The organism is Xanthomonas nasturtii (assembly GCF_001660815.1).
GTDB lineage: Bacteria > Pseudomonadota > Gammaproteobacteria > Xanthomonadales > Xanthomonadaceae > Xanthomonas > Xanthomonas nasturtii.
In genome coordinates, this window is record NZ_LYMI01000017.1 from 52,539 (window position 1) to 76,382 (window position 23,844).

General features: G+C 67.6%; 19 protein-coding genes. 12 read left to right on the plus strand and 7 right to left on the minus strand.

The annotated features are described in order from the left end of the window. Nucleotides 1-22: 22 nt before the first annotated feature. The 5 genes from A7D16_RS08140 to A7D16_RS08160 form a co-directional block, all read right to left on the minus strand. Entirely contained in the window at nt 23-2,110 is a 2,088-nt protein-coding gene (locus A7D16_RS08140) for an FUSC family protein (RefSeq protein ID WP_064631538.1), read from the minus strand. Beyond that, nucleotides 2,107-3,567: an efflux transporter outer membrane subunit gene (locus A7D16_RS08145; RefSeq protein ID WP_064631540.1), complete on the minus strand. Its 1,461-nt coding sequence runs from the start codon at nt 3,565-3,567 to the stop codon at nt 2,107-2,109. Before A7D16_RS08145 ends, A7D16_RS08140 begins: the two co-directional genes overlap by 4 nt. Beyond that, complete coding sequence (locus A7D16_RS08150; protein WP_064631542.1) at nt 3,564-4,487, minus strand: efflux RND transporter periplasmic adaptor subunit; 924 nt, start codon at nt 4,485-4,487, stop codon at nt 3,564-3,566. Before A7D16_RS08150 ends, A7D16_RS08145 begins: the two co-directional genes overlap by 4 nt. Further along, entirely contained in the window at nt 4,484-4,702 is a 219-nt protein-coding gene (locus A7D16_RS08155) for a DUF1656 domain-containing protein (RefSeq protein WP_095522312.1), read from the minus strand. Before A7D16_RS08155 ends, A7D16_RS08150 begins: the two co-directional genes overlap by 4 nt. Nucleotides 4,703-4,802: 100 nt before the next feature. After that, on the minus strand, nt 4,803-5,258 hold the full coding sequence (locus tag A7D16_RS08160) for a MarR family winged helix-turn-helix transcriptional regulator (RefSeq protein WP_064631546.1): 456 nt from the start codon (nt 5,256-5,258) through the stop codon (nt 4,803-4,805). Nucleotides 5,259-5,388: 130 nt separating this feature from the next. Here A7D16_RS08160 and folE point away from each other — a divergent pair, with 130 nt between their 5' ends. The 5 genes from folE to A7D16_RS08185 all read left to right on the plus strand — a co-directional run bounded on the left by folE (nt 5,389) and on the right by A7D16_RS08185 (nt 13,002). Continuing rightward, complete coding sequence (folE, locus tag A7D16_RS08165) at nt 5,389-5,991, plus strand: GTP cyclohydrolase I FolE (RefSeq protein ID WP_064631548.1); 603 nt, start codon at nt 5,389-5,391, stop codon at nt 5,989-5,991. 171 nt (nt 5,992-6,162) lie between these two features. Next, nucleotides 6,163-7,632 carry a DUF3375 domain-containing protein gene (locus tag A7D16_RS08170; RefSeq protein WP_064631550.1) on the plus strand — a complete coding sequence of 490 codons (1,470 nt, stop codon included), beginning with the start codon at nt 6,163-6,165 and terminating at the stop codon, nt 7,630-7,632. Further along, a complete protein-coding gene (locus A7D16_RS08175; protein ID WP_064631552.1) occupies nt 7,619-8,347 on the plus strand; it encodes a DUF4194 domain-containing protein in 729 nt (242 codons plus the stop codon). The genes A7D16_RS08170 and A7D16_RS08175 overlap by 14 nt, the downstream gene beginning before the upstream one ends. A gap of 64 nt (nt 8,348-8,411) precedes the next feature. Further along, complete coding sequence (locus tag A7D16_RS08180) at nt 8,412-11,804, plus strand: ATP-binding protein (RefSeq protein ID WP_374053783.1); 3,393 nt, start codon at nt 8,412-8,414, stop codon at nt 11,802-11,804. A gap of 4 nt (nt 11,805-11,808) precedes the next feature. Beyond that, entirely contained in the window at nt 11,809-13,002 is a 1,194-nt protein-coding gene (locus A7D16_RS08185; RefSeq protein ID WP_064631556.1) for a Wadjet anti-phage system protein JetD domain-containing protein, read from the plus strand. A 19-nt stretch (nt 13,003-13,021) separates the two neighbouring features. Here the strand turns inward: A7D16_RS08185 and A7D16_RS08190 are convergent, their stop codons facing one another. Further along, nucleotides 13,022-13,801: a sulfite exporter TauE/SafE family protein gene (locus A7D16_RS08190; RefSeq protein WP_064631558.1), complete on the minus strand. Its 780-nt coding sequence runs from the start codon at nt 13,799-13,801 to the stop codon at nt 13,022-13,024. Between the two features lie 313 nt (nt 13,802-14,114). On the opposite strand from A7D16_RS08190, the gene A7D16_RS08195 reads away from it, so the two are divergent. From A7D16_RS08195 to bphP, 6 genes are all read left to right on the plus strand, one after another. Then, entirely contained in the window at nt 14,115-14,504 is a 390-nt protein-coding gene (locus A7D16_RS08195; RefSeq protein WP_064631560.1) for a YchJ family metal-binding protein, read from the plus strand. A 219-nt stretch (nt 14,505-14,723) separates the two neighbouring features. Further along, nucleotides 14,724-14,930, plus strand: coding sequence for a hypothetical protein (locus A7D16_RS08200; RefSeq protein ID WP_064631562.1), 207 nt, complete (start codon nt 14,724-14,726; stop codon nt 14,928-14,930). A gap of 181 nt (nt 14,931-15,111) precedes the next feature. Then, complete coding sequence (locus tag A7D16_RS08205; RefSeq protein ID WP_064631564.1) at nt 15,112-17,274, plus strand: lytic murein transglycosylase; 2,163 nt, start codon at nt 15,112-15,114, stop codon at nt 17,272-17,274. Nucleotides 17,275-18,175: 901 nt separating this feature from the next. Next, nucleotides 18,176-19,441, plus strand: a complete 1,266-nt coding sequence (locus A7D16_RS08210; RefSeq protein WP_064631566.1) for a TCR/Tet family MFS transporter — start codon at nt 18,176-18,178, stop codon at nt 19,439-19,441. A 99-nt stretch (nt 19,442-19,540) separates the two neighbouring features. Next, nucleotides 19,541-20,134, plus strand: a complete 594-nt coding sequence (locus A7D16_RS08215) for a biliverdin-producing heme oxygenase (protein WP_064631568.1) — start codon at nt 19,541-19,543, stop codon at nt 20,132-20,134. Beyond that, nucleotides 20,131-22,032: a bacteriophytochrome BphP gene (gene bphP / locus A7D16_RS08220; RefSeq protein ID WP_064631570.1), complete on the plus strand. Its 1,902-nt coding sequence runs from the start codon at nt 20,131-20,133 to the stop codon at nt 22,030-22,032. Before A7D16_RS08215 ends, bphP begins: the two co-directional genes overlap by 4 nt. Before the next feature lie 120 nt (nt 22,033-22,152). Here bphP and A7D16_RS08225 read toward each other — a convergent pair whose 3' ends face one another. Continuing rightward, nucleotides 22,153-23,334 carry a benzoate/H(+) symporter BenE family transporter gene (locus A7D16_RS08225; RefSeq protein ID WP_064631577.1) on the minus strand — a complete coding sequence of 394 codons (1,182 nt, stop codon included), beginning with the start codon at nt 23,332-23,334 and terminating at the stop codon, nt 22,153-22,155. Nucleotides 23,335-23,616: 282 nt separating this feature from the next. Between A7D16_RS08225 and A7D16_RS23890 the strand changes: the two genes are divergently transcribed. Continuing rightward, nucleotides 23,617-23,844: hypothetical protein (locus tag A7D16_RS23890; RefSeq protein WP_204377169.1), on the plus strand; the 228-nt coding region annotated here is incomplete at its 3' end.

Consider the following 23,844-nt stretch of genomic DNA (forward strand, 5'->3'; position numbering starts at 1 on the left):
CCAGTGGCGCGCAAGCAGTGCCTTATCGCCCCGAGGGGAGAGGGGCTAACGCAGATGGCTCGTGCTTGATGTTTTCGCGCCGCTGCACTGTCTGTGCAAACAGGCTGTAACGCAGCCCGATCAACCCCAGTAGCGCGTCATCGCGATGCGCGCCCGCTGGCACCTTGCCCACACGCGCCAGCGACACATCCAGACGCTCACGCAGCGCATGTGGGCCCGGCAACGGACGCTTGTGCGCAACCTGCTGACGGTAATGCTTGGCAACCTCTGCCAAAATCGCGTCCACCGCCTCCTTGCTGGCCTGCGGCAACCCATGCCGCGCGCTGCGCAGTTGCAGGATGTTCAAGCCCACGCGCACTTCGTTGAGCATATCCACCGAGGCCAGGTCGCTGCCTTCCGGCGTCAACGCCAGCCGCGGTGCGAGCAAACCAAGCAGATCCAGCATGCGCGCCGCGAACCGTTGGCGATCCTGCGCGCCATGTCCTTCGGCCGCGTCGGCCAGCGTGCGCCAGCCCTGGCGCAGCAACCGACGCGCGCTCCATTCGGCGCCGACCGAGCGGAACACCCGCGTCAGCACCACTGCAAATCCAATGCCCAGCACCATCGCCACTGCGGCGTTGACGAAGCTCTGGATGTTGGCGTTGTAGGTGTTCTGCAGGCTCAGCAACGCGGTGAGGTTCACCACCAGCGGCAGTGCGATCAACATGCTTTTGGGGCGATGCAGCAGCGCGCCGATCGGCAGGAACACCGCCGCCAGCACCAACACCAGCATCGGGAAATCGTGGATGGCCGGAAAGATGCCGAACAGATAGATGCCGGCCACCACGCTGGCCACCACTGCCCAGGTCAGGAACGACAGCATGCTTGGCGCAGGGTCGTCCTGGGCGGCGAAGAACGCGGCAGTCACCGCCGCCATCATCGCCCCGTTGCCGCCGCCTTCCCAACCGATGCCGATCCACAGCACGCAATACGCCATCAACGCGAACCCGGCGCTCAGTGCGGAAAACGCGGCCATGCCGAAATCGATGTGCCGCGTGGTGCTGGCAGGTGCCGGCTCTATAGACGCAACCTGCACCGCATGCGGCAGCGGCATTGCCGTGCCGTGCACCAGCGCCTGCTGCAATGCACGGCAGTCCTGCCACAGGTCGAGCAGTTCCTGCAGGCGCAGCAGCAAGCTGGCCAGTAACAAGTGGTCGATGTCCTGATCCACCACCGGGCGCAGTGCCTCGATGCGTGCACGCAGTGCATCAGCCTTGGCATCAGCATCGCCAATGCGAGTGTGGTCCACGTGATCCACCCACGCAGCAACATCGTCCAGCAACGCCGCAAGCGCCGACGCGTGCGCCGCGCCATCGCGCTGCAACGCATCGATGCGGTCGGCAATCGACGACAGCACCGGCAGCAGCATCAGCATGCGTGCGCGCAGCTGTTCCAGCGTGGGAACGGCGCCGGCATGACGTGGGTCGTCGTGGCGCACGAACGCGATCAAAGCCTCGAACTGCACCAGATCGGCGGCCAGCCGATTGCGCGGCGCCTGCGACGGGCCGCGCTGCAGCACCTGGCTGCACCACTGCGCCGCGTCCTGCATCCAGTTGCCGATGCGTGCGGTGAGCATCGGCTTGACCGAGGCCGGGAACACCAGCGCGGCGAACAACACCGCCATCACCGTGCCCAGGACGATCTCTTCGCTGCGCGCCACCACGGTGTCGAAGATGCCTTCGGGCGCGGTCACCGCAGGAAAGCCGATGAAGGCGGTGGTGTAGCCGGCCAGCAAAAATGCATAAGCGCGCGGGCCGCGATTGAGCAGCGCCAGGAACAGGCAGGCCGAGAGCCACAACGCCATCGCCGCGCTCAGCAGCAAGGGCGTTTCCACCAGATTCGGCAGCATCACCAACGTCGCTACGCCGGCCAGCAAGGTGCCGAGCACGCGGTACACGCCCTTGGCGCGGGTGGGCCCGAGCAGCGGTTGCGAGACGATGTAGACGGTGGCCATCGCCCAGTACGGCCGCGACAGATTGCCGGCCAGCCCCAAGTACAGCGCCGCGATCGAGGCGGCGAAGGTCTTGGCCGAAAACAGCCAGGCCTGGCGATCGCGCAACAAGGGGATCATCGCGCAGCCGTAGTGTCGCTGCGCCCGGCAGCGGCATCCCAGCCGCCGCCGAGTGCCAGAAACAGCTGCAGTTGGTCCTGCGACACCTGCGCCTGCGCATTGGCCAGCGTCATGTCGGCGGTGGCCAGCGTGCGCTCGGCATCCAGGCTGGACAGATATGGCGTGCGCCCGCCCTGATACAGCCGCCGGTTCTGCGCCGAGGCGAGTTCGGCCTGTTGCTGCGCCTGTTCCAGCAGGTGCAGGCGGTCCAGATCCTGCGCATAGCGCGACAGCGTGGTCTGCACTTCGCGCAAGGCCTGCAGCACGGTGTTGTCGAATTGCGCCAGTGCCGCGTCGGCGCCGGCTTCGGTGGCGCGCACGCGGGCACGCGCACCACTGGACGGCAGCGTCCAGGAGATCAGCGGGCCGAACGACCACGCATGCGTGGCCGGCTCGCCGAAATCCGCCAGCAGGCCGGTGGCACCGATCGAACCGCCCAGGCGGATGTCCGGATACAACGCGGCAGTGGCCACGCCGATGCGCGCGGTGGCGGCGGCGAGCCGGCGCTCGGCCTGGCGCACATCCGGGCGACGCGCCAGCAACGCACGCCCGTCGCCGATCGGAATCGGCTGCTGCAACGCAGGGGCGTGCTCGCAACTGTCCACACCGGCCGGTACTTCGCCTGGTGTCTTGCCGAGCAGGGCGGCCAATTGGTAACCGGCCGCCTGGCGGCGCGCGCGCAATGGCGGCAGCGAAGCTTCCAGCATCGCCACCTGGGCGGTGGCACGCGCCAGGTCCGGCGGTGTGCCGCGGCCGGCGGCGATCAGCCGCTGGGTGATCTGGCGGCTGCGCTGCTGCAACTGCAGCGAATGCTCGGCCACCTGCAGCGCGTGGTTGGCGTGGCAGATCTCCACGTAACTGCCGGCCACCTGCGCGGCCACGTTGACGCGGGCCAGATCGATCGCCGCCTGGGCCACCCGGGTATCGGCGTGCGCGGCTTCGGCGCCGCGCTGCAGCTTGCCGAACAGATCGAACTGATACGACACCCCGAACTTGCCGTCGGCCAGGTTGAACACCGGCAGCTTTTCTTCCTGCAGGAACGCCTCGGCCGAGACCTGCGCGCGGCTGACGCCGGCGTCCACCTCGTAATCGAAACCGCCGGCATCCATGGCCTGTTCGTACACCGCAGCGGCGCGGCGCAGGTTGGCACCGGCCACCTTCAGCTCGACGTTGTCACGCAAGGCCTGTTCGACCAGGGCATCGAGCATCGGGTCCTGATACAGCGCCCACCAACGCGCCGGCAGCGCGGCGCCGGGCTGCACCTGGTCGTTGCCGCTGTCCAGAAACGCCGCATTGGCGGCTGGCCGCTGGTAGGCCGCATCGTCCGGCAGCGCGTAGTTGGGGCCGACCGTGCTGCATGCACTTAGCGTGGTCAGCAGTGCAGCCAATCCCAGTGGACGAAACACGGCGCGTTTCATGGCGCCGCCTTGGCCTGCACACGGGCAGGCGCAGCGGCCGGGGCCGCGTGAGCGGTGTCAGGCAGGATGCTCACCGTGGCGGTGCGCCCGGCGATCAACTGCACCTGCGCAGGCACGCGGTCCAGCACGATGCGCACCGGGATGCGCTGCGCCAGCCGCACCCAGTCGAACGCCGGGGTGACATTGGGTAGCGCGCCGGCGCTGCCGCTGCGGTAGCGGTCTTCGATCCCGGCGGCGATGCTCTGCACGTGCCCGTGCAAGGTGCCCGGCTCGCCCATCAGCTGCACGTCCACGCGCTGGCCGGGGTGCACGCCGTGCAGGCGGGTCTCTTCGAAATAGCCATCGACACGGAACGAGCCGGTGTCCAGCACCGCCACTACCGGCCGCCCGGCGCTGACGTAGTTGCCCACGCGCACGGTGCGGTCGCTGACATGGCCATCGGCGGGGCTGCGTACCTCGGTACGGTCCAGATTGAGCTGGGCCAGATCCACCGCCGATTGCGCCGTGGCCACCGCGGCCTGCGCCTTTTGCACGTTCGAACGGCGCACTTCCGCATCTTCGGCGGCGACCAGGTCCTGCAGGCTGCGATCGCGCGCACTCTCGCGGCGCAACTGGCGCAGCGTGGCCTGGCGCTCGGCCAGCGCGGCACGCGCCTGTTCCAGCGCAATCGCATAGCGCGCGCGGTCCACCACGAACAGCAACTGCCCGCGCTTGACGGCCTGGTTGTCGGCCACCGCCACCGACTCCACCAACCCGGAGACATCCGGCGCCACCTGCACCACATCGGCGCCCACGTGCGCATCGCGTGTCCACGGCGCCTCCATGTAATAGCGCCACAGGTGCTGCAACACCAACGCGGCCACCACCACCATTGCCAGGGTCAGCAGCGCCGGCCCCGCGGTCTTGATCAACTTTTTCACGAGTGCATCCAACGGGTAAGGAAAAACAGGCCGCCCAGCAGCGCGATGTACAGCGCCAGGTTGAACAGCGCCGGGTGCCAGATGTAGCGATACGCGCCGGCGCGGGTCAGCAGCGCGGCGAGCGCGCTATTGAGCAGGTAGGCCAGCGTCATCAACGCCAGCAAGGTGGGCACGAACACCCCGTAAAGACTGAATTCGCCGTACATCGGGCACATCCTGGGCAATGGGAAACACCTGCGTCCGGGCAGCGCGCAGTGCGCGCCATGCCGTCCGCAACTCACAAGCGGCGCTGCAGGGCGACGCCTGACACCCGACTCAGTCGGGCTGGCTCAGCCGCGCGTGCGCCTGCGCGATCTGCTCCCACAGGGTCAGTACCACCTGCACGTCGGCATCGCCGAGCGTGCCGAACACCTCGGCGCGCAACGCATCCAGGCGGATTTCGATACGCCCGGCCAGCGCCTGGCCTGCATCGGTGAGCCACAGCTGATTGGCACGGCGGTCGCTGCTGTCGGCTTCGCGGCGCACCAGCGCCTGTGCGGCCAGCTTGTCCAGTAGCCGCACCAGTGAGGGGCCTTCCATGCCCAATCGCTGGGCCAGCGCCACCTGGCGGATGCCGCCGTCGGAGCGGCCGATCATCAGCAACGGCCCGGTGCAGGCGCTGGACAGCCCGAACTCGGCAAACGCCTGGTCGGCCAAGCGCTGCCATTGGCGGGCGGCCACCAGCAGGCCGGAACTGAGCTGAGCGCGTGGGGAGAGCGTGTTGTTCGACATGATAGATAGGATGCTATCAATTCACAAATGAATCAATAGTCACTGAACCCGCGCAAGCCGACGCAACCGCCACTGGGGCGGCCGGGCAGTCCTCAGGTACCATGCTCGCCCCCTTTGGGTGCACCTGCGCATGAGCCAGTCCGACCAGCCCGATTCCTCCGTGACCCAGACCCAGGCCGAAGAGGCCGTGCGCACCCTGCTGCGCTGGGCCGGCGAAGATCCCACGCGCGAAGGCCTGCTGGACACCCCGCGCCGGGTGGCCGAAGCCTATGGCGACTGGTTCAGCGGCTACCGCGAAGAACCGCGCGAATACCTGGAACGCACCTTCGAGGAAGTGGCCGGCTACGACGAGCTGATCGTGCTGCGCGACATCTCCTACGAAAGCCATTGCGAGCACCACATGGCGCCGATCATCGGCAAGGTGCATGTGGGTTATCTGCCGCGCGGCAAGGTCGTGGGCATCAGCAAGCTCGCCCGCGTGGTGGAAAGCTACGCGCGGCGCTTCCAGGTGCAGGAAAAGATGACCGCGCAGATCGCCCAGTGCATCCAGGACGTGCTGCAACCGCGCGGCGTGGGCGTGGTGGTGGAAGGCGCACACGAGTGCATGACCACCCGCGGCATCCACAAGCGCGGCGTCAGCATGGTCACTTCCAAGATGCTGGGCAGCTTCCGCGAAGACGCGCGCACCCGCGCCGAATTCCTGCAGTTCCTCGAAGTGGGCGGCAAGCGTTGAGGCAGCCGTTGCGCGGTCGCGGTGTAACGTCTGGCCACGGGCGTTCGGAGCATGGTCGGGAGCACCGCTGATGTTGGCCCGCGGACGCCGGTACGCCCTTCGCGCATCACCGCTGCCGGGCGTTGAGGGGCGGTATTTGCTGTGGCTCGACGTGAGCGTCAGCATAGCGGCATGAAACATCTCGTCCGGATCGTCCGCTATCGCAGCCTGCGTGAGAGCCCGTTGTGGAAGCTGCTGGCCGCCGACCACGCGCCGGAAGTGATCGGCCTGCTGCAGTCGCTGCTGCTGGACGGTGAGCGCCTGCTCCCGGCGGCGGTCCTGCACGAACGCCTGCAGCGCATGCTCGACGAACTCAACGCCGAACAGCTTGCACGCGACCTGCCGCGCACCGCGCAGGCCTATGTGGCGCATTGGCTGGCACAGGGCTGGCTGGAGCGTCATCTGCCCGAGGGCGCGCAGCAAGAGCAATTCGAGCTGTCCACCCAGGCCGCGCAGGCGATCCGCTTCGTCGATGGGCTGGAGCACAGCCGTGGCGCGGCGACCGAGAGCCGGCTGGCGTTGGTGATGCAGCAGCTGGCCCAGTTGGCCGCCCTGACCGAGACCAACCCGGATGCACGCCTGTCGGCGCTGCGTGACGAGCGCGACCGCATCGATGCGGAGATCGCGCGGGTGGCCGCCGGCAAAGTTGCCTCGCTGGACGGCAAGCGCGCACTGGAACGCACCCGCCAGGTGATTGCGCTGGCCGATGAACTGACCGAAGACTTCCGCCGCGTGCGCGACGATTTCGAGCAGCTCAACCGGCAGTTTCGCGAACGCATCATCGACGACGAGGGCGAGCGCGGCGACGTGCTGACCCGGCTGTTCGAAGGCGTGGACGTGATCGGTGACAGCGACGCAGGACGCAGCTTTCAGGCATTCTGGGCGCTGCTCAACGACGCTGAACAGAGCGCGCAGCTGGACGCGGCCCTGGAGACCGTGCTGGGGCGTGCCTTCGCGCGCAAGCTGGACCGGCGCGAACGCAGCTTTCTGCGCGGGCTCACCGGCACCATGCTCGAGCGCGGCGGGCAGGTGCACGATGTCATGCAGCATTTCGCGCGCAGCCTGCGCGGCTTCGTGCAGAGCCGCGGTTACCTGGAACAGCGCCGGCTCAACCGCCTGCTCAAGCAGGCGCAGGCCGATGCGCTCAGCCTGCGCGAGCACGTACCGGCGCAGCGCCTGATCGGCCGCGATCTGATGCTGACCACCAGCCGGCTGCGCTCGCTGGCGCAATGGCGCCTGCACGACCCGCGCCAGCAGCAGGTCGATGGCAACATCCAGCGTAACGAGGCAGCGGCCATCTCGCTGGACAGCGTGGGCGATCTGGTCGCGCAGTCGGAGATCGACTTCCGCAGCCTGCGCCGCGATCTGTTCGAGCTGCTTGACGCCCGGCCGCAGGTTTCCATCGCCCAGGCACTGGAGCAGCGCCAGGCCACGCAGGGGCTGGGCAGCGTCATCGGCTATCTGTCGCTAGGCACGCGTCACGGCGTGGTCGACGCCGACCAGTTCGAACTGGCGCACTGGCGCGGCAGCGACGGCCAATGGCGTCGCGCGCGCATTCCGTTGATCTGGTTTACCCGGGAGAAACGCCATGAACTGGCCTGAGCACGACCATGACCACGGACATGATCCGGACGAGATCGACGCCGACGCCACCGCTACCGCGCTGGCCGATCCGTCACCGACGCCGGCCAACGGCCTGTTTCCGGGCGACACCGGGCAGCTGTCGATCGAGGCGCGGCGGGCGCTGTGCCAGTTGCTCAGCGGCCCCAGCGTGGACGCACAGCGGCATGGCCGCCTGTGGCCGGCCTTGCTGCGGAGCGAGGCGGTAATCCGCAGCGCCCTGGCCGAGCTATTCCTTGAGCTGGTGCTCGATCGCGAGGCCGGCATCGCCTTCACCCGCCAGGCGGACACCGGCGAGCTGGACGCCCCGGTGCTGCTGCGTTCCTCGCCGCTGACCTTCATCGACTCGGTGCTGCTGCTGCATCTGCGTCAGCAACTGGCCGACGCCGACGCCGACGCGCGCGGCGTGCGTGCGGTGGTGGAAGACGCAGAGCTGAGCGATGCATTGGCCGTGTACGAAAAGAATCTCTCCACCGACCGCGCCGGCTTCCTGCGCCGGGTGGCCACGGCGGTGCAGAAGATGAAGGACAACCACGTGCTCACCCGGTTGCGCGGCGACGAGGCGCGCTATGAAGTGTCGCCCGCACTCAAGCTGCTGTTCTCGGCCGAAGATGTCGCGGCGCTGGGGCAGGTCTATCGCCAACTGCGCGAAGGCCCGGCAGACACCGACACCGACGCGCCGACCGCGCGCACCTAGCGCTGCGGGTGCCGAGTCGCTACAGCACCCGCCGGCGCTTTTTTTTGCACATTCTGGACAGTAACTGATGACTTCCGCCGCCTCTTCCAGCCTGTTCGGCAACGACCTGCCCGACCCGCGTCTGCAGCAATTTCGCATGCGGCGTCTGCAGGTCTACAACTGGGGCACGTTTTCCGGCCTGACCGAAGTGCCGATCGCCGAACGCGGCTTTCTGTTCGTCGGCCGCTCCGGCTCGGGTAAATCCACCTTGCTGGACGCGATGTCGGCACTGCTCACCCCGCCCAGCATCGTCGACTTCAACGCCGCCGCGCGCGAGGCCGAGCGCAGCGGCCGCGACCGCAACCTGGTGTCGTACGTGCGCGGCGCCTGGGCCGACCAGCAGGACAGCGCCTCCGGCGAAATCGCCACGCAATATCTGCGCAAGGGCGCCACCTGGACCGCACTGGTGCTGGAATACCGCAACGGCGAAGACCGCGTGGTCAGCCTGGTGCGGCTGTTCTGGATCGCCGGCAGCAGCGCGGCCACCGGTGATGTCCGCAAGCACTACATGGTGGCCGAGCGCGCCTTCGATGTGGCGCAGGATCTGGCCGGCTTCGATCTGGATCTGCGCAAGCTCAAGCAGCGCCTGCAGGACGTGCACCACTTCGACAGTTTCGCCGGCTACGCCGAACGCTTCCGCCACCAGCTGGGCATCCACAACGAGATGGCGCTGCGCCTGCTGCACAAGACCCAATCGGCGAAGAATCTGGGCGATCTCAACGCCTTCCTGCGCGGTTTCATGTTGGAAGAACCCAAGACCTTCGATGCGGCCGAACGCCTGGTCGGCGACTTCGCCGAACTCGATGGCGCCCACCATGCGGTGGTGACCGCGCGTCGCCAGGTGGAAACCCTGCTGCCTGCCCGCGCCCACCACGCCGAGCTGCTGCAGCTGCGCCGCCAGCGCAGCGAACTGGAAGAACTCAAACTCGGCATCGATGCCTATCGCGAACAGCGCCGGCTCGCACTGCTGGATGCACGGCTGCAGGAACTGGACGTGCAGGACCGTGGGCTGGCCGGCGAAGAGGGCCAACGCCGGGCGGCCCTGGACAACCACACCCGCCATCTGGACGACCTGGAGGCGCAGCGCCGCGCCCAGGGCGGCGAACGCATCGATGCGCTGGAGCGCGAACAGACCCAGCTGCAGGCCGAGCGCGACCGCCGTGCCGCCAAGCGTGCGCAGGCCGAGCAGGCCTGCCGCGCACTGCAACAGGCACTGGCCGGCAGCGCGCATGGCTTTGCCGAACAGACCGCCCAGGCACGCGTGGCGCTGGAAGACGGCCAACGTGCCGCCGCCGCGCTCGATGAAGCCATCAGCGAACGCCTGGCCGGCAAGCACGAGGACAGCAAACGCTTTGCCGAAGTGCGTGCGGAAATCGAGGCGCTGACCCGCAATCCTTCCAATATCCCCGCCCCGATGCAGAGCCTGCGCGCGCGCCTGAGCGCCGACACCGGCGTGCCCGAGGCGGCGCTGCCGTTCGTCGGCGAGCTGACCCAGGTGCGCGACGACGCGTCGGCCTGGCGCGGCGCCATCGAACGCGTACTGCATGGGTTTGCGCAATCGTTGTTGGTGGACGAGCGGCATTACGCCGAGGTCGCCGACTGGGTCAACCGCACCCACCTGGGCACGCGGCTGGTGTATTACCGCGTGCGTGGCAACGAGCCGGCGCTGAGCGGGCGCGAACCCGGCGCCGCCTCGTTGCTGCACAAGTTGCAGCTGCGCGAGCATGCCTTCGCCGGCTGGCTGCGCCGCGAGCTGGGCAAACGCTTCGATTACGACTGCGTGGACAACGCCAAGGCCTTGCGCCACGCCGAGCGCGCCATCACGCGCGAGGGCCAGGTCAAGCATCCGGGCGAGCGCTACGAAAAAGACGATCGTCATGCCGTCGGCGACCGCCGCCGCTGGTTGCTGGGTTTCGACAACCGCGACAAGCTGGCGCTGTTCGAACGCGAAGGTCAGGAGCTGGCGCAGCGCATCGCCAACTGCGATGCCGAGGTGGCCGGTCTGCGCGCACAGCGCGAGCGCGACGGGACGCGCCGCCTGGCCTACAACACCCTGGTCAATCTGAGCTGGGAAGAAATCGATGTGGCCGCCTCGCTGCAGCGGTTGAGCCAGATCGCCGACACGCTGCAGCAACTGCGCGAAGGCGATGCCAACCTGCGCGCGCTGGGCGAGGCGATCGATCGCACCCGCACCGACATCGTGCAGGCCACGCGTACCTTCGAGGGCGTGCGCACCGAGCGGATCACGCTGGGCGCCGAGCGCACCCGCCTGGAAAAACAGCATCTGGAATGCGCAGATGCAAACGCACGCGTAGTGACGCCGTTACAGCAGCAGGGTCTGGCCGAGCGCCTGCAGACGCTCGGCGAGGTGAGCCTGGACACGTTGCAGGAGCGCTTCCGTCATCTCGAACGCGGCCTGGATGCGCAGCTGGCGCTCAGCAAGGACGAACTCACCCGCCTCGAGCAACTGCTGCTCGGCTGCTTCCGCCGCTATTGCCAGCAATGGCCCGAAGACAGCGGCGATCTGAGCCCGACCCTGGAAGGCGCCGACGATTTCCTCGCCCGCCTGCAGCGGCTGGAACGCGATGGCCTGCCGCAGCACGAGGCACGTTTCTTCGATCTGCTGCAAAGCCAGAGCAAGAACAACCTGCTCGCCTTGCAACGGCATACCGCCGAGGCGCGCAAATCGATCGCCCAGCGCCTGGACGAGGTCAATGCCAGCCTGGAACAGGTGCCGTTCAATCACGGCACCTTGCTGACCATCGAATTGAGCGACCGCCGCCTGCCGGAGGTGATCGAATTCCATCAACGCCTGCGCGATGTGCTCGGCCACCACCAGACCGAACAGCGCGAGGTGGCCGAACAGCAATTTTCCGTGCTGCGCCAGCTGGTGGGCAAACTCGGCTCGCAGGAGGGCGAAGACAAGCGTTGGCGCGAGCTGGTGCTGGACGTCCGCCTGCATGTCGAATTCGTCGGCGTCGAACTGGACGCGGCCACGCGGCAACAGGTGGAAATCTACCGCAGCGGCGCCGGCAAGTCCGGCGGTCAGCGCCAGAAGCTGGCAACGACCTGCCTGGCCGCCGCGCTGCGTTACCAGCTCGGCGGCGAAGACGGAGAACTGCCGCGCTATGCAGCCGTGGTGCTGGACGAAGCCTTCGACAAGGCCGATAACGAATTCACTGCGCTGGCGATGAACATCTTCGAAAATTTCGGCTTTCAGATGGTGGTGGCCACGCCCTTGAAATCGGTGATGACGTTGGAGCCGTTCATCGGCGGCGCCTGTTTCGTAGAGATCAGCGGCCGTCACGATTCGGGGGTGCTGCTGATCGAATACGACGAGCAGTCGCGCCGGCTCAGGTTGCCCGAGCGCACCCGCAGCGGCGCCGATGCCACCGATGCGGTTGCCGGGCAGGGGTGAGCCGATGGCCCGCGCTCACTGCATGCTGCTGCCGCCTGCCGCGCTGCAGGCCCTGCGCGGGCAATGGCAACGCCACCGTGGCGACTGGCTGATCGGCGCTGCCGCGCCGCGGCCGATCGCACTGCATCCCCCCACCCAGGCCCAGGCCAGTGCACGGTTCGACGCCTTCGGCGCGTGGTTGCGGGCCTGGCAGCGCGCCGGGCTGCCGGGGCGCGTGGAGATGCGGCACGTGTCCTGGCCGCAATTGGGGCCGCAACAGCTGCCGCAGACCTGGGTGTGCGCTACCCCGGCCGAGGCCGCCGCCGCGCTGCAGGAACATGAGCGCTGGCAGCGTGCCAGCGCACGTTGCGCCAGCCTGCTGCGGCGTTGGCCGGACGCCGTCGGCCTGGCCGCGCGTCTGCGTCGCCAGTTCGATCTGCTGGCCGACGGCGCGCAGACCGAGATCGAGCGGATGGCCGATGTCGTCGACTGGCTGCACCGTCACCGCGACAGCGGCCTGTTCCTGCGTCAGCTGCCGATCGCCGGCATCGACAGCAAATGGGTGCATGCCCATCGCGGCATCATCGCCGACTGGCTGGCCGGGCTGCGCGGACTGACCGAACCGCGCAGCTTCGACAGCCTGTCCGGCTTGCTCAAGGCGCCCGACCGCGTGCGCCTGCGCCTGCTCGACCCGGCGTTATGCGTCCAGCTCGGCGGCTTGAACGATCTGACCGTGCCGATCGACCAACTGGCCGCGCTGCGCTTGCCGATCACGCGCATGCTGATCGTCGAAAATCTCGAGACCGGCCTGGCCTGCGAATTCTTGCCAGGGACCGCAGTGCTGATGGCCCGAGGTTACGCGCTCGATTATGTGCGCAGCGTCGGCTGGCTGCGCGAAATGCCACTGTTCTATTGGGGTGACATCGACACCCATGGCCTGGCGATCCTGCATCGGCTCCGCATGCATGCCCCGCAGACCCGTGCCGTGTTGATGGATGAAGCCACCTTGCACGCCACCCCTCGCGCGCTGTGGGGCCACGAACCACGGCCGCACCGTGCGCAACGCCTGGCCGCGCTGACGGCCGATGAGCAGGCGCTCTATACCGGCCTGCGCGATGGCCGTTTCGGCGCCGCACCCAGGCTGGAGCAGGAACGTATCGACTGGAGCTACGCCTGGCCGCGCATGCAGGCTGCGCTGACTGCGCCAACCCTGCGGTAGCCGCAGACGCGTCGGTCCCTCAGCGCAGCAGATCCCCGCCCATCTTGCCGATCAGCACGATCACCAGCACCAGGAATAATTTGCGGATCAACGGCGTGCCACCGCGCAACGCCATCCGCGTGCCGGCCACCGCGCCGGCCACGTTCGCCACCGCCATCGGGATACCGATCGCCAGCATCACCTGCCCGTTGGGCAAAAAGAACGACAGCGCTGCCAGATTGGTGGCCAGGTTCACCACCTTGGCCGCCGCCGAAGCGCGCAGGAAGTCCAGCCCGAAAAAGCGGATGAACAGGAAGATCAGAAAGCTGCCCGTGCCCGGGCCGAAGAATCCGTCGTAGAACCCGATGGCCGCGCCCATCGCCACTGCGGTGGCCAGTTCGCGCCGGCCGATCTGGCGTGGCCGATGCAGCGCGCCGAAGTCCTTCTTGATCAGCGTGTAGATCAACATCGCGATCAGCAGCATCAGGATCAGCGGCCGCACCGCCTGCTTGGGCATCAGGCTGACGGCGGTCGCGCCCAGAAATGAAAACGTGAACGCCGCCACCGTTGCATACAGCACCGGCCGCCACGGAAAGCGCACGTTGCGCGCATACCGCCACGCCGACGCACCGGTGCCGAACATCGCGCTGAACTTGTTGGTGCCCAGAATCAGCGACGGCGCCTGCTGCGGCAGCGTCGCAAACAGGCCCGGCAACTGGATCAACCCACCGCCACCCACCGCCGCATCCACCAGCCCGGCAACGAATGCGATGCACAGCAGCCAGGGCAATTCGGTGGGAATCAATTCCAGCAAGGCCACGCTCCACGCAACGGGGGCGACAGCATAGCCAGTGCACCGAGGTCGCGCGCCGCAGTAAAAGCTAACGCAATCGCGGCAGGTGTAGCCGCGTCGGGAGTTGCAGTATCAGCATCAGCAGTAGCGAGCCGATGCCTGCCCCGTGTCACCCACGCACACGCCAACGGAGACGGTGCAGCATCAGATCACGGCATCCAAAGCCCCTCTCCCGCGGGAGAGGGGTTGGGGTGAGGGTACGGGGCCAAGCCCTCGTGTTGTTCGATAAAAGGCTGTTGACAACGCCCCAATCCCCAATGCCATCCCGCACAATCCCCGCATGCCAACCCCTACACCCACCGATCCCTGTCCCTGCGGCCGCCCCGCCAACTACACGCAGTGCTGCGGCCCTTACCACGCCGGCGGCGCCGCGCCCGACGCCGAGACCCTGATGCGCGCCCGCTACAGCGCCTATGTGCGCCGCGATACCGCCTACCTGCTGGCCAGCTGGCATCCGTCCACGCGCCCACCGGAGCTGTCGCTGGACGAAGGCGGGCGCACCACCTGGCTTGGCCTGACCGTGCAGCGCGTCCTCGCGACCGGCCCCGACACCGCCGAAGTGATCTTTCTGGCGCGCTATCGCATCGGTGGCGGCAGCGCGGTGCGCATGACCGAACACAGCCGTTTCGTGCGCGAAGCCCGCCACTGGTACTACCTCGACGCGCGCTGAGCACGACCCGGCCCAGTTGCTACCGCAGCCCAAGCAACCCCAACCGCGTCTGCACCCGCGCGCAGGCAACCGACCCGTCTGCACTCCAATGCGCAGCCCAGAAAGCCGGTTCAGCCCGACAAACGGCACCCAGCCCCGCCGTTTGTCGACGCCACGTTCGCAGCCGATCCCGGAAGCTTGCCGCGCCGGCGAACTCCGCCGCGGGGTGGGACTCGGATCATGGCAAGCTTCAATCTCTGGCAATGGGTGTTCCTGGCGGCAGTCGTGTTCGCGATTGTGCTACCTGCCTGCGTGGCCACTGCGCTGATTCGCTTCGGCCCGCGCCACGATGCCCCGCGCCGTGCCCGCACGCGCCGGATGGCCGATGGCGCCGCATCGACGCCGGCCCTGTCGCTGCTGACCGGGATCACCGGCGACGGCAGCTAGGCCCGTCGGGCCAACCGCACTACCAGCGGCACCGACTGCAGCGGGCTCCACCTCGCGACGCATCCTCCTCGCGACCACCTGCACGCCTGCAACCAGCCAGGTTGGCTATGCTCGGCAGCTCGACCAGTTGCGCAGGAGCGCTCCATCGCATGACGTCCGCCCATCCGCCGGCCACCGCGCCATGACGCTGCCCCGGCGCGCACTGCCGTTATTTATCGGACTGCTGCCGCTGGCTGCCTGTGCCGATCCGGCCTTCGATCGCTGCCTGGCCGGCCTGCAGACCCAGGCTGCCGCCAAGGGCGTGGATGCCGCCAGCTTCCAGCGCTTCACCACTGGCCTTGCGCCCGATACCAGCGTGCTGCCGCTGCTGGATGCCCAGCCCGAATTCACCACACCGATCTGGGATTACCTGGCCAGCCTGGTCGACAGCCAGCGCGTCACCGACGGCCAGGCCATGCTGGTCACCCACCGCGCGCTGCTGACCCGCCTGTCCGAACAGACCGGCGTGGACCCGGCCACCATCGTGGCGGTATGGGGCGTGGAGAGCGACTACGGCCGCGTCACCGGCAAGCGCCCGTTACTGGTGTCGCTGGCCACGCTGTCGTGCGAAGGCCGCCGCCAGCCGTTCTTCCGTGGCGAATTGCTCGCCTTGCTCGGCCTGCTGCAGCAAGGCGATCTGTCCGCCGATGGGCTCACCGGCTCCTGGGCCGGCGCGTTCGGGCAGACCCAGTTCATGCCGTCAACCTATGCCCGCATCGCGGTGGATGGCGATGGTGACGGCCGCCGCGATCTGGTTGCCAGCATTCCCGACGCACTGGCCTCCACCGCCAACTATCTGGTCAAGGCCGGCTGGGAGCGTGCCCGCCCGTGGGGAATGGAAGTCACGCTACCGCGCGGCTTCGACGCCAGCAAGGCCGGCCGCACCCGCCGCCAGCCACTGCGGGCCTGGCAAAACGCCGGCCTGCTCGGCACCGATGGCAAACCGCTCGCCCCCAGCGGGCTGCCGGCCGAGACCCCCGCCGCCTTGCTGCTGCCGGCCGGCGCCACCGGCCCGGCCTTCCTGGTGTTCCGCAACTACGATGCGATCTACGCCTACAACGCCGCGGAAAGTTACGCGCTGTCGATCGCCCTGCTGGCCGACCGCCTGCGCGGCGGCCCCGGCCTGGTCGCTGCCTGGCCCACCGACGATCCCGGCCTGGGCCGCCCGGAACGGCGCGAGCTGCAGCAGTTGCTGCTCGCCCGCGGTCATCAGATCGGCGAAGCCGACGGCATGGTCGGCAGCGCCACCCGCCGCGCCATCCAGGTCGAACAGACCCGCCTGGGCCTGCAACCGGCCGACGGCCGGCCCGGCCAGCGCATCCTCACCGCGCTGCGTGCCGCCCCAGCGCTCACCGGCGCCGCTGCAGTGCGCGCCACCGCGTTCAGGCTGCCGGCCGCGTACCCCGCCTTCGCCCAATCCCCCATCGTCCACAAGGCATCCCCCATGTCCGACACCACCGGCCTGACCACAGGCGATTTCCACGGCTTTCCGTCGCTGCTGATCGACACCCCGTTCTCCACCGCCGCCATCAGCCTGTTCGGCGGCCAGCTGCTGTCATTCGTGCCCAAGGGCGGGCAGGACGTGATGTGGCTGTCGCCCACCGCCCAGCAACCGCCCACCCCGATCCGCGGCGGCGCGCCGGTGTGCTGGCCGTATTTCGGCCGCCAGGACCAGACCGGCGATGTGCCCGCCCACGGCTTCGTGCGCACGGTGGCGTGGCAACTTACCGAAAGCCGCCGCGAAGACGACGGCACCGTGGTGCTGACGCTCACCCCGCCGCGCTTCGACGACCTGGCGCTGCGCCTGCGCATGACGCTGCGCATCGGCCGCACGCTGGAGCAACGCCTGATTACCGAAAACACCAGCGCCGCCGCGGTGCGGTTCACCCAGGCGCTGCACAACTATTTCCGCGTTGGCGATGCGCTCAAGGTCAGCGTGCAGGGCCTGGACGGGCTGGATTACCTCGATAAATACGAGAACTACGCCACCGCCCACCGCCAGCAAGGCGACTGGAGCCTGCGCGACCCACGCGACCCCGGCCGCAGCGACCGCATCTACACCAATGCAGGTGGCCGCTACACCCTCACCGACCCGGTACTCGGCCGCCGCATCGTCATCGCCACCGAAGGCAGCCGTTCGTTGGTGGCCTGGAACCCGGGCGAAGAGGCCGGCAAGAAGATGGCCGACGTGGGCGAGGGCTGGCGCGACTACGTCTGCCTGGAAGCGGCCAACGCCGGCCCGGACGTGATCGAACTCGCCCCCGGCGCCAGCCACACCCTGACCCAGACCATCAGCGTCGAATAATCCGGGGTCGCTGCTACGGCTGGCGAGGCGCAGGCCCACCCAGCCCGGCGCGCAGAGCGTTTACGGGCTGCGGCTGGTCAATGGATGCTGCGTAGTGATGCGCTCTCCATTCGATTCGGCGCAGGCGTCGCGATCAAGCGCGCTCTTTCTGAGCGCCGCGCATGTCTTGGACTGCAACCTGCTCGAAGAATGCGGCGGGCGAAAGTCAGCAGACCTCAGACCGGCCAAGGTTTGGATGAGCAACTCAGACGGGCGAAGGTTTAGATGAGCAGCGCAGCCTAACCATAGGGATGGGCGCTCAGCATCACCACACGCAGCTTCCGTACCCTCACCCCACCCCCTCTCCCGACGGGAGAGGGGCATGCAAACGCATCTCGCCACCCACTCCCTTTTCCCGAAAGAGAAGGTGCCCGAAGGGCGGACGAGGGTACGGTTTCAGCAATAACTCCAGCCGAACGCACCAGCGTCTTCAATGTGTCTGCGGGCGGGATCGACGGCAGGAACCGGGTTACCGGCAGGCGGGCAGGCGAAGGGGCACGCAAAGCGCATTGCACAACCACTCCCTTCTCCCACCGGGAGAAGGTGCCCGAAGGGCGGATGAGGGTACGGTTTCAGCAACGACTCCCGCCCAAAGCACCTGCACCTCCAGCACGACTTCCAGATAAAAAATCGGCTGCAATCTCACTCCACGTATCAAATCGCTCAAACCCGATCCGCACAGCTCCATCAGGCCCAAGCGATCTCCGCAGATCGATCACGCGCACATCTGCTGCGGCCTAGTTCAGTCCAGCCCAGCGCACCGACCACACTACTCCTGCGCATCACACTCCCACGCCGTCACCCACACAGATCCGATCCAATCCGCAGCTAAACTCCCCACCTCGCCACCCTGGGCCGCGCGATGTCTCTCCCCGCCGATTCCGCTCACGCCCCGTTGCGCCGCCGCGCCGCGCTGATCTTCATCTTCATCACCGTGCTGATCGACGTGCTGTCGTTCGGCGTGATCATTCCGGTGCTCCCGGATCTGGTGCGGCATTTCACCGGCGGCGACTACGTGGTGGCCGCCGGCTGGATCGGCTGGTTCGGCTTCCTGTTCGCCGCCATCCAGTTCGTCTGTTCGCCGCTGCAGGGTGCCTTGTCCGATCGCTTCGGCCGCCGACCGGTGATCCTGCTGTCGTGCCTGGGGCTGGGGCTGGATTTCATCCTGATGGCCATCGCCCACAGCCTGCCGATGCTGCTGCTGGCGCGGGTGATCTCCGGCATGTGCTCGGCCAGCTTTTCCACTGCCAACGCCTACATCGCCGACGTCACCCCTGCCGAGAAACGCGCCGGCGCGTTCGGCATGCTCGGCGCCGCGTTCGGCATTGGCTTTGTCGCCGGCCCATTGATCGGCGGCTGGCTGGGTAGCATCGGGCTGCGTTGGCCGTTCTGGTTCGCTGCTGGGCTGGCCTTGTTGAACGTGCTGTACGGCTGGTTCGTGTTGCCCGAATCGTTGCCTGCCGAACGTCGCACCGCGCGGCTGGAGTGGACGCACGCCAATCCGCTCGGCGCGCTCAAGCTGCTGCGCCGCTACCCGCAGGTGTTCGGCCTGGCCTCGGTGGTGTTCCTGGCCAACCTGGCGCACTACGTCTATCCCAGCATCTTCGTGCTGTTCGCCGGCTACCAATATCACTGGGGCCCGCGCGAAGTGAGCTGGGTGCTGGCCGGGGTTGGCGTGTGCAGCATCATCGTCAATGCATTGCTGGTCGGCCGCCTGGTGCGCTGGCTTGGCGAACGCCGCGCCTTAATGCTGGGGCTGGGCTGCGGGGTGATCGGCTTTGTCATCTATGGGCTGGCCGACAGCGGCACCACGTTCCTGATCGGTGTGCCGATCAGTGCGTTGTGGGCCATCGCCGCGCCGGCTGCGCAGGCCCTGATCACCCGCGACGTCGGCGCCGACGCGCAAGGCCGCGTGCAGGGCGCGCTCACCAGTCTGGTCAGCCTGGCCGGCATCGCCGGCCCGTTGCTGTTCGCCAACGTGTTCGCCTGGTTTATCGGCAGCGGTGCGCCGCTGCACCTTCCCGGCGCGCCGTGGTTGCTAGCTGGTTTGCTGCTTGCCGCAGGCTGGGGCATGGCCTGGAAACGGGCAGGGCGGGGCGCCGGCACCACGCCCGCAGCGCAGGCATGATGCCAACCTATTCAGCTTGCGCTCGCGTCCGCTTTTTCTGATTTGCGCGGGCGCTGCTAGGCTGGTGTCCTTCGTGCCGCGGCACTGCCTTGAGCCCTTATGTCTTCTGACGCGCTGGCAGTTCCGCCATCGGCCGCGCTCGCGCTGCGCCATGCCACCCAGGACGCCCATCGCCTGGTCGAGGCGGTCCCGCTGATGCAGGCGCTGGCGCAGGGGCAGATTGGTTCGGCTGCCTATGCGCAGATTCTGCGTCGCCACCACGCCTTGCTGACCGGCTTCGAAGAGCACCTCAGCGACTGGCTCACCACCCTGGTCGGCAACGGCTGGCACTACCGCCGCCGCGTGCCTGCCCTGCGCGAGGATCTGCGCGCGCTCGGCCAGCAACCGGACCTGCCTGCCGCGCTGCCTGCGATCGCCGACGATGCCGCGCGCTGGGGCATGTTGTATGTCATCGAAGGCGCGCAACTGGGCGGGCGGGTCATCGCGCGCAGCCTGCGCAAGCAGCAGCCCGATCTGGCCGGCGCTTTGGGTTATTTCGAACTGGCCGACGACGACCCGGCCGGCTGGCGCCGCTTTCAGGCGGTGCTGGATCGACGTCTCGACACCGCATCCGCGCGCGGCGCCGCCATCGACGGCGCGCTGGCCATGTTTGCCCACTTCCACACCTGCCTTGCAGCGGAGCCGCACCCGTGAATCAGCCCACCGAACCCCTGGATATGGATGTCTGCGCGCGTGAGCCGATCCACATCCCCGGCCTGATCCAGCCCTACGGCGTGTTGCTGGTGATCGAACCGGCCGACGGCCGCATCGTGCAGGCCAGCAGCACCGCCGCCGAGCTGCTCGGCGTGCCGATGCACGCCTTGCTGGGCATGCCCTACACCCAGGTGCTGGAGGTGCCCGATGCACAACCCTGCGCGGTGGACGATCAACCGCAGCACCTGCTGCACGTGGAGGTGCGCTTCCCGCAGCGCAGTGCGCCCACCGCGCACCCCTGGGTCGCCGCCTGGCATCTGTATCCGGAGCAGTGGCTGATCGAAATCGAACCGCGCGATGCGCGCCTGATGGATGTCACCCTGCGCGAAGCGCTGCCGCTGGTGCGCAGCATCGAGCGCGATTCGGGCATCGAAGAAGCGGCGGTGCGCGCGGCCAAGGGCCTGCGCAGCATGATCGGCTTTGATCGGGTGATGATTTACCGCTTCGACGAAGAGTGGAACGGCGATGTCATCGCCGAAGCGCGCCAGCCCGAGCTGGAGGCCTATCTCGGCCTGCATTACCCGGCCAGCGATATCCCCGCGCAGGCGCGCGCGCTGTACCTGCGCAACCGCGTGCGCCAGATCGCCGATGTGCGGTATCAGCCCTCGCCGATCGAACCCACCCTGCACCCGCGCCTGGGCACGCCGGTGGACCTGAGCGATGTCAGCCTGCGCAGCGTCTCGCCGGTGCATCTGGAATACCTGGCCAACATGGGTGTCAGCGCCACCCTGGTGTCGTCGATCGTGGTCAACGACGCGTTGTGGGGGCTGATTTCCTGTCACCACTACAGCCCGCATTTCACCAGCCATGCCATGCGCGATGCCACCGATGCGGTCACGCGCGCGCTGGCCGGGCGCATCGGTGCGCTGCAGGCGGTGACGCGTGCGCGGCTGGAATCGGTGCTGCTCACCATCCGCGAAAAACTGATCACCGATTTCAACGACGCCGAACACCTCACCGTGGACATGCTCGCCGACATGGCGCCGGACCTGATGGACGTGGTCGACGCCGACGGCGTGGCGGTGTTCCATGGCGAAGAGATCAGCCGCCACGGCAGCACGCCCGATGTCGCAGCGCTGCGGCGCATCCGCGACCATCTCGAATCCAAGCACCACGACGCGCTGCGCGAGGATGCGGTCGGCGCCCTGCATGTGGATGCCATCGGCGAGATGTTTCCGGAGCTGGCCGACCTCGCGCCATTGGCGGCCGGTTTCATCTTCGTCCCGCTGATGCCGCAATCGCGCAGCGCCCTGCTGTGGACACGTCGCGAACAGGTGCAGCAGGTCAAATGGGCCGGCAACCCGCAGCTGGCGAAGTTGCAGGACATTCCCAATTCGCGCCTGTCGCCGCGCAAGAGCTTCGACCTGTGGCAGCAGACCGTGCGCGGCCGCGCGCGGCGTTGGTCGCCGCTGCATCTGGAGTCGGCGCGCAGCCTGCGCGTGCTGATCGAACTGATGGAGCGCAAGCGCTTCCAGCAGGACTTCACCTTGCTGGAAGCCTCGCTGTCGCGGCTGCGCGACGGCGTGGCCATCATCGAACGCGGCGCCACCGCTGCGCACCGGCTGATGTTCGTCAACCCGGCGTTCGCCGAGCTCAGCCAGTCCGAAGTTGCCGACCTGATCGGCTGCGACATCGTCACCTTGCTGGCCAACGACGCGGCCGCCGCCAAGGTGGACGTCCTGCAGGAAGCGCTACGCCAAGGCCGCGCGGCCTACGTCACCTTGCCGCTGCGGACCCGGGACGGCTTGCCGGTCTATCGCCAGTTTCATCTCGAACCCTTGCCCAGCCCCAGCGGCGTGACTGCGCACTGGCTGCTGCAATTGCGCGACCCGGAATAAGTACCGTCGCATTCATCGTCATGGCCGTGGCGGACTGCCTGCCTTCCTTTGTTGCCGCGCGGCATCGCAGCCCAGCCGCAGGCGCCTGCCACCCCTTACTCAACGCACAGCGGCTATGCGCTATGCCACCGTTTTCGGCCGCAACACCAACAACGTGATCGTTCCGGCCACCAGCCCCCAGAACGAAGCGCCGATCCCACCCAGCGTCAGTCCGGAGGCGGTTACCAGAAAGGTGATCAGCGCCGCTTCGCGCTCGTTATCCTCGCGCAGGGCCACCGCCAGGCTATTGCCGATGGTGCTCAACAGGGCGATCCCGGCAATGGCCATCACCAGCTCACGAGGGAAGGCCGCAAACACCGCCGCCACGGTCGCACCGAACAAGCCGATCACCACATAGAACACCCCTGCGCTCACTGCAGCGGTGTAGCGCCGTGCCGGATCTTCGTGCGCTTCGCGGCCCATGCAGATCGCCGCGGTAATCGCCGCCAGGTTCAACGCAAAGCCACCGAACGGTGCCAGCACCGTATTGACCGCACCGATCCAGCCGATCGTCGGCGAAATCGGCACCGCATAGCCGGACGCCCGGATCACCGCCACGCCCGGGACGTTCTGCGAGGCCATGGTCACCACGAACAACGGAATCGCCAGACCGAACAGCGCCGCCCACGACAGCGACGGCACCACCAGTACCGGACGGGCCAATTCCAGATGCACTGTCCCCGGATGCAGCAGCCCGAGGCTGGCAGCGATCGCAATGCCCACCAACAAGGTCGCAATCACCGCATAGCGCGCAAACCAGCGCCGCCCGCACAGATAGGTGACCAGCATCGCCAGCGCCAGCAGCACCTGGGTTTGCATCGCCACGAACAGGTCCAGGCCAAAGCGCAGCAACACCCCGGCCAGCAGTCCCGAGGCAAGTGACATCGGGATACGCCGGATCGCCCGCTCGAACAGCCCCGAAAACCCGGCCACAATTCCCAACACCGCAGCCAACACGAACGCACCGACCGCCTCACGCAGCGGCACCCCCGCAGCACTGCCGATCAACATCGCCGCACCTGGCGTGGACCAGGCCGTCACCACCGGGACGCGGTAGCGCAGCGACAAGCCGATACAGGTCACGCCCATGCCGATGCCCAGCGCCCACATCCACGAAGCGACCTGCGCCTGATCGGCCCCCAGATGCCGCGCCGCCTCGAAGACGATCACCGCAGAACTGGCAAACCCCACCAGTACGGTGACAAAGCCGGCGGCAATCGCAGGCAGGGACAGGTCGCGGAACAGACTGCGGGAAGCAGGCATGAGGATCGCTCGATCGAATGCATGCATTCTCACCGAGCACGCCAACGATCGATACCGCAGCACCGCATCCATAAGAAGGAACTCTGCAGGCAGGTTTCTGATCCAGGCAGGGATCTGCTCCAGCTAGAGAGCAGCAACGCTGCCGTAAAGGGCGCATGGGCATGTGCAATCGGCACCGTCTCCAGACGCAGTGCGGGCCGTGTCATGTCAGTGTCAAAAAGTGCTTGCACTTCTCGACAGTCTCGATAAACTGCGCGGCCTCGCTCTGGACGGCGGCGCTTCTTGAAGCACCGCAACAACGAACGAGGCGAATCGGAAACATCACAAGGTGTTGACGAAACGGAAAAGCCGGCTATGATGGGCGGCTCGCTACACGGAAAGACGCTACGGCGGATTGAGGTGCAGCGGCGGCAACTTCCTCTTCACGAGGGGTTGACGAGGATGAAAAGCCTGCTAATATGGCCGGCTCGCTTCGCAGAAAACCTTCGGGTCGAAACGAAGCGGCGTCAA

Excerpts from the sequence above, each read along its gene's own strand:
- A7D16_RS08140 (WP_064631538.1), bottom strand. The coding sequence starts at position 2,110 with ATGATCCCCTTGTTGCGCGATCGCCAGGCCTGGCTGTTTTCGGCCAAG.
- A7D16_RS08145 (WP_064631540.1), bottom strand. The coding sequence starts at position 3,567 with ATGAAACGCGCCGTGTTTCGTCCACTGGGATTGGCTGCACTGCTGACC.
- A7D16_RS08155 (WP_095522312.1), bottom strand. The coding sequence starts at position 4,702 with ATGTGCCCGATGTACGGCGAATTCAGTCTTTACGGGGTGTTCGTGCCC.
- A7D16_RS08160 (WP_064631546.1), bottom strand. The coding sequence starts at position 5,258 with ATGTCGAACAACACGCTCTCCCCACGCGCTCAGCTCAGTTCCGGCCTG.
- folE (WP_064631548.1), top strand. The coding sequence starts at position 5,389 with ATGAGCCAGTCCGACCAGCCCGATTCCTCCGTGACCCAGACCCAGGCC.
- A7D16_RS08170 (WP_064631550.1), top strand. The coding sequence starts at position 6,163 with ATGAAACATCTCGTCCGGATCGTCCGCTATCGCAGCCTGCGTGAGAGC.
- A7D16_RS08175 (WP_064631552.1), top strand. The coding sequence starts at position 7,619 with ATGAACTGGCCTGAGCACGACCATGACCACGGACATGATCCGGACGAG.
- A7D16_RS08185 (WP_064631556.1), top strand. The coding sequence starts at position 11,809 with ATGGCCCGCGCTCACTGCATGCTGCTGCCGCCTGCCGCGCTGCAGGCC.
- A7D16_RS08195 (WP_064631560.1), top strand. The coding sequence starts at position 14,115 with ATGCCAACCCCTACACCCACCGATCCCTGTCCCTGCGGCCGCCCCGCC.
- A7D16_RS08200 (WP_064631562.1), top strand. The coding sequence starts at position 14,724 with ATGGCAAGCTTCAATCTCTGGCAATGGGTGTTCCTGGCGGCAGTCGTG.
- A7D16_RS08205 (WP_064631564.1), top strand. The coding sequence starts at position 15,112 with ATGACGCTGCCCCGGCGCGCACTGCCGTTATTTATCGGACTGCTGCCG.
- A7D16_RS08210 (WP_064631566.1), top strand. The coding sequence starts at position 18,176 with ATGTCTCTCCCCGCCGATTCCGCTCACGCCCCGTTGCGCCGCCGCGCC.
- A7D16_RS08215 (WP_064631568.1), top strand. The coding sequence starts at position 19,541 with ATGTCTTCTGACGCGCTGGCAGTTCCGCCATCGGCCGCGCTCGCGCTG.
- A7D16_RS08225 (WP_064631577.1), bottom strand. The coding sequence starts at position 23,334 with ATGCCTGCTTCCCGCAGTCTGTTCCGCGACCTGTCCCTGCCTGCGATT.